The following is a 4,299-nucleotide window of genomic DNA, read 5'->3' on the forward strand; positions in this document are numbered from 1 at the left end:
GACGCGTAGTCTGGCCGGGCACCCGTTTCACTACGAAGGAAGACCTATGCGCGCCGCCGTCCTGCACTCGACCGTTCCCGCCGGGACCAATTACGCCGAGGCGCAGCCGCTGGTGCTTGAAGATCTGGACCGGCCGGAGCCGCGGGCGGGGGAACTTGGCGTTTCCATTACCTACTCCAGCCTCTGCCATTCGGACCTGTCAGTCGTGGACGGCACCCGCGTCCGGCCATTGCCGATGGCGCTCGGACATGAGGCGGTCGGCAGGATCGTCACAGTCGGGGAGGGCGTCGACGACGTCGAAGTGGGCGATCACGTGATCCTGGTGTTCGTTCCCAGCTGCGGCCATTGCCGGGCCTGCTCGGCGGGACGCCCAGCCTTGTGCCACCGGGCGGCGGAAGTGAACGGGTCGGGTGACCTTCTCCACGGTGGAGCCTTGCTGAAAACCGGGGCAGGGGAACGGATCAACCACCATCTCGGCGTGTCCGCCTTCGCCGATTACGCGGTGGTGGCCCGGGAGTCGGCAGTGGTGATTGACGACGACGTTCCAGACACCGTCGGCGCGATGTTTGGTTGCGCGGTCCTTACCGGGATGGGCGCGGTCCTCAACACGGCTGCCGTCGAATCCGGCCAGTCGGTGGTGGTCTTCGGGCTCGGCGCCGTCGGACTCTCTTCCGTCATGGCGGCATCGCTGGCGGGCGCAAGCACCATCATCGCCATCGACCCGAATGCGGGCAAGCATCAGCTGGCCCGGGACTGTGGCGCCACAGATGTCGGAACGCCCGACGACGCTGCACAACTCATTGCCCGCGCCACCGGCGACGGCGTTGATGTTGCGATCGAAGCCGTGGGCTCGGCCGGCGTCATTGCCTCCTGCCTGGACCTGGTCACACGGGGCGGCGCCGTCGTCTCCGTCGGACTGCCGCATCCTTCCGCCGAGCTGACCGTTCCAGCCTTGCAGTTTGCCGGTGCCGGTAAACGGCTGCTGGGTTCCTATATGGGCGACGCCGTTCCCGGCCGCGACATTCCGCTCTACCTGCAGTACTGGCGGGAGGGAAAGCTTCCGGTCGAGCTGTTGCACTCGGATACGAAACCGCTCGCCGAAATCAATGAAGGCCTGGATGCCTTGTCCGCCGGCCACGTGGTGCGGCGGCTGTTTACCGCGGGGTAGGGCGAGGCCAGACTCTCACACTCGAGGGTGATGTTCATTCAGATCAGAATGGCACTTCCGAGACAATCGACAATCAATCCTCGCTCACCTCGGTTGTCGGGCCAATGAGGCAGGATTTCGGTGCCGAATCGCGTTGCCAGGTAGTCGACATCGGTTTTTGACCATGCTTCCTTGAGTTCGCTCGTGCGCGCCAGCCCGATCTCAGCAGTGATGTCTCGACTCAGAAGTTTCGCTGAGGCATGAGAGAGATTCCAACCTGTTGCTTCAAGCAGTTGTTGCCCCTCTTTTGTCGTATAGAGCCGATCAGCGACCTCCGTGGATTCTTGATACCAGAATGCAGCCGTTGCGAGATCAGGGGCGTCTCGATCATCAAAGTCGATTGATCTTTGGCACCAGGCGTGCATTTTCAGTGCGGTGTAACCCGCAGGAGAGGGAATCCGCACCTTGAGATTTGCTCCGACCGGAAGAATCAGCGCGCGCTCAAACACCTCTCGGAAGGCGAAAACGCTCAGTGCGGCTTTACGCTGCGCTGGAGTGTCTGTTCCAGTAGGGTCCTCGACGTCCCCGAACGGGAGGAGATCGACGGGTATGCCCTCGACGAGGTACCGAATGCCAGAGTGGCCAATGCGCGTAAGGCGGCCGATGAGGTCTGTGTATGTGGACCAGTCCGAAAGTGCTATTCCGACGTCAATGTCGCCTGTGCTTCGCAATGGAAAAGTGTGCCCGTGCGCTGAGTGAAGAATGTTTCGGCATTGCGCTCCGACGACCATGATGTTGTTCGGGTCGATGTCGGCGAGGCTGGTGAGGGCTTCGACTACTACGTCGATAGCGGTGAGTTCGGCCGGGTCAATCCGCGATATATCCAATATGGTCCTCCCGCAGCCGCAACGCCGCCTCGCGCTGACGAGAATCGCCGGATGCCATCAAGTCTGCATAAATCAACAGCGACGGGACCGGCTTGATCTTGTCCGGGTTGTTTCGCCCTGAATCCACGTAGGGATCTGTCCAGAACTTGCGGCGGATGGAGATGTTCGGGCGGCCGTCGGTCCGCCACCGGTTGATAGCCGGCAACCGGGGGTTGAGGTCCTCCGTATACAGGGTCAAGGTGACCGGGCGCAGCAGATCCTTGGCAGCAGATTCGCCGCTGACATACAGCGACTCATCGCCCTCGATGCTCTTTATGTCGTCGATGTCGCCCGAGAATTCCCGGATCTGGAGGGTCGGTAGTAGCCCGGTGGGATAGGCCGCGGTCCAGTGATCGAGAAGGTCGACCGTATGCCGCAGACGTCGCACGCTCGCGTCCTGAAGGAATCCCGTCTTATCCAGGAGCTTAATTGTCGACTGTGCCAGTCCTATAGATACGCCGGCCATGCGGCTTAGCTCGCGCAGGGGTCCATCCGTCAAACCTGGCCACACCAGCAGTGCAAAGATGACCTGTGAGCGGCGGGCGCTGAATAGATTCGTTTCGGTTTCGGGAGTATGGGGCTTAGTTCGCCTGCTGTCGCGACGTCCGCGCACATCGATCATCACGTCACCGAAGTTCAGGTAGGTGTTTCCCCCAGCGTCGAGATACTGGATACCAGCCTCCCGAAATGCGGCGGAACTTCGTTCTCCAATATGGTCGCCGAGCACGAGCATCGGATACATGGAGCGATCCTGCACATTCAGCGGGCTTAGATGCGTGAGTGTCATCGAGGGGAGATATTTCAGGTGATATTTCTGCGCCGCGCCCCTGCGGATAAGTGTGGCGTCGGCTGGCGCACCGAAGATTGCCTGGTCCAACTTATTGGCGCCATCCAGCTCGAAGCCGTACGTTTGCAGCCAGTTCAGGAGGTGCTGCGTGATTTCATGCATCCTTGGCCTCGTTCAGTCTCTTCCTCTGTTCAGTCTAACTGAACACAACATAAAATTGAACAAGGCCTCAGCACACCACAGCTTTCGGCGCGACAGGCGTGTAGGTCAGGCCGTTAGCACAGCCTGCCGGTCCGCCACCTCCTGCTGGATGGCCTCAATGACGGCGCGTACCAGCACCGAGCGCAGCGACTCCGGCCGGGCCACAGCCCAGATCGGCAGCTGGCGCTGGAAGTCGTCGCGCAGCACCGGAACCAAGTCCGGCTTACCGTGCACTATGAAGTTGGGCAGCAGCCCGATGCCTGCGTGCGCGCGCACCGCCTCGACCTGGGCGAAAATGCTGGTTGCCTGTAAGCTGACCTTCGGGATCGGAAGCTGCGAGGAACCGTGGCCCAGCTCGTTCACCTGCAGCGCTGATTCCACGTAGCTGACAAATCCGTGGTGCTTGACGTCGTCGAGCGTGGCTGGTGCGCCCTCCGCCGCGATGTATTCGGCGCTGGCGTAGAGCCGCAGGAAGTAATTGGTCAGGAAGATGGCTTGGGCATTGGTGACGTTCGCAGGCCCCACCACCACCTCAAGATCGACGCCGGACCGGTTCTGGCTGACCTTTCTGGTGGCGCTGAACATCTCCACATGGAGTTTAGGGTTCTGCTGCTGCAGCCGCACGAGGGCCGGCGTGACGAACTCGGCGCCGAACCCGTCGACCGTGCTGATCCGCACCAGCCCGGAGAGTTTGTCTCCATCCTGCGTCATGCTGTTGGTCAGTGAGCCCAGCGTCGACTCAATCGCTTCCGCCGCGTTCACCGCTTGGCTTCCCAATTCGGTAAGCTCCCAACCGTGTGGGCTGCGCTCCAGCGTCCGCCCGCCCAACTGCTTGTCCAAGGCCAGGATCCGGCGTGAAATCGTGGTGTGCGTGGTGCCCAACGCCTCGGCCACAGCGTTGAACCGCCCCAGCCGCGCCACGGTTAGCAGGATGAGTAGATCATCCGGACTTGGAAACCGTTTCGAGTCCACTCTTCGCCACCCCATTCATGTGCATGGATGCACATAGCCTCTGTGAATTTTTCCCTTGATTGCACTGTAACAGCCTGTGATGGTGGTCATAGCAAAGAATGCTGTATGGCAACACAAATAAGCGAGGGAGCTTACGTTATGGCTGTAGCTGGATGGATCGGACTGGGCAACATGGGCGGTCCCATGGCGGCAAACATGGTCAAGGCAGGGTATGACGTCCGCGGCTTTGACCTCAACCCTGAAGCGGTAGCCGCGGCCGAGGCAGG

The 4,299-nt window shown here is 61.1% G+C and carries 5 protein-coding genes; 2 read left to right on the forward strand and 3 right to left on the reverse strand.

All coding sequences use genetic code 11. The features are described from left to right. The first annotated feature begins 46 nt into the window (after positions 1-46). A complete protein-coding gene (locus tag Y707_RS0110665) occupies positions 47-1,168 on the forward strand; it encodes a zinc-dependent alcohol dehydrogenase family protein (protein WP_026535083.1) in 1,122 nt (373 codons plus the stop codon). A gap of 38 nt (positions 1,169-1,206) precedes the next feature. Here the strand turns inward: Y707_RS0110665 and Y707_RS32165 are convergent, their stop codons facing one another. The 3 genes from Y707_RS32165 to Y707_RS0110680 all read right to left on the reverse strand — a co-directional run bounded on the left by Y707_RS32165 (position 1,207) and on the right by Y707_RS0110680 (position 4,033). Then, positions 1,207-2,034 carry a hypothetical protein gene (locus Y707_RS32165; protein ID WP_026535084.1) on the reverse strand — a complete coding sequence of 276 codons (828 nt, stop codon included), beginning with the start codon at positions 2,032-2,034 and terminating at the stop codon, positions 1,207-1,209. Then, positions 2,015-3,022 carry a type IV toxin-antitoxin system AbiEi family antitoxin gene (locus Y707_RS25085; protein WP_051441873.1) on the reverse strand — a complete coding sequence of 336 codons (1,008 nt, stop codon included), beginning with the start codon at positions 3,020-3,022 and terminating at the stop codon, positions 2,015-2,017. Before Y707_RS25085 ends, Y707_RS32165 begins: the two co-directional genes overlap by 20 nt. Before the next feature lie 105 nt (positions 3,023-3,127). Further along, on the reverse strand, positions 3,128-4,033 hold the full coding sequence (locus Y707_RS0110680) for a LysR family transcriptional regulator (RefSeq protein ID WP_026535085.1): 906 nt from the start codon (positions 4,031-4,033) through the stop codon (positions 3,128-3,130). Between the two features lie 138 nt (positions 4,034-4,171). Here Y707_RS0110680 and Y707_RS33150 point away from each other — a divergent pair. Further along, a partial coding sequence (locus Y707_RS33150) for an NAD(P)-binding domain-containing protein (RefSeq protein WP_275451210.1) occupies positions 4,172-4,299 on the forward strand: 128 nt, incomplete at its 3' end.

The sequence above is a fragment of the Arthrobacter sp. H14 genome (assembly GCF_000520495.1).
GTDB lineage: Bacteria > Actinomycetota > Actinomycetes > Actinomycetales > Micrococcaceae > Arthrobacter_C.

Excerpts from the sequence above, each read along its gene's own strand:
- Y707_RS0110665 (WP_026535083.1), top strand. The coding sequence starts at position 47 with ATGCGCGCCGCCGTCCTGCACTCGACCGTTCCCGCCGGGACCAATTAC.
- Y707_RS25085 (WP_051441873.1), bottom strand. The coding sequence starts at position 3,022 with ATGCATGAAATCACGCAGCACCTCCTGAACTGGCTGCAAACGTACGGC.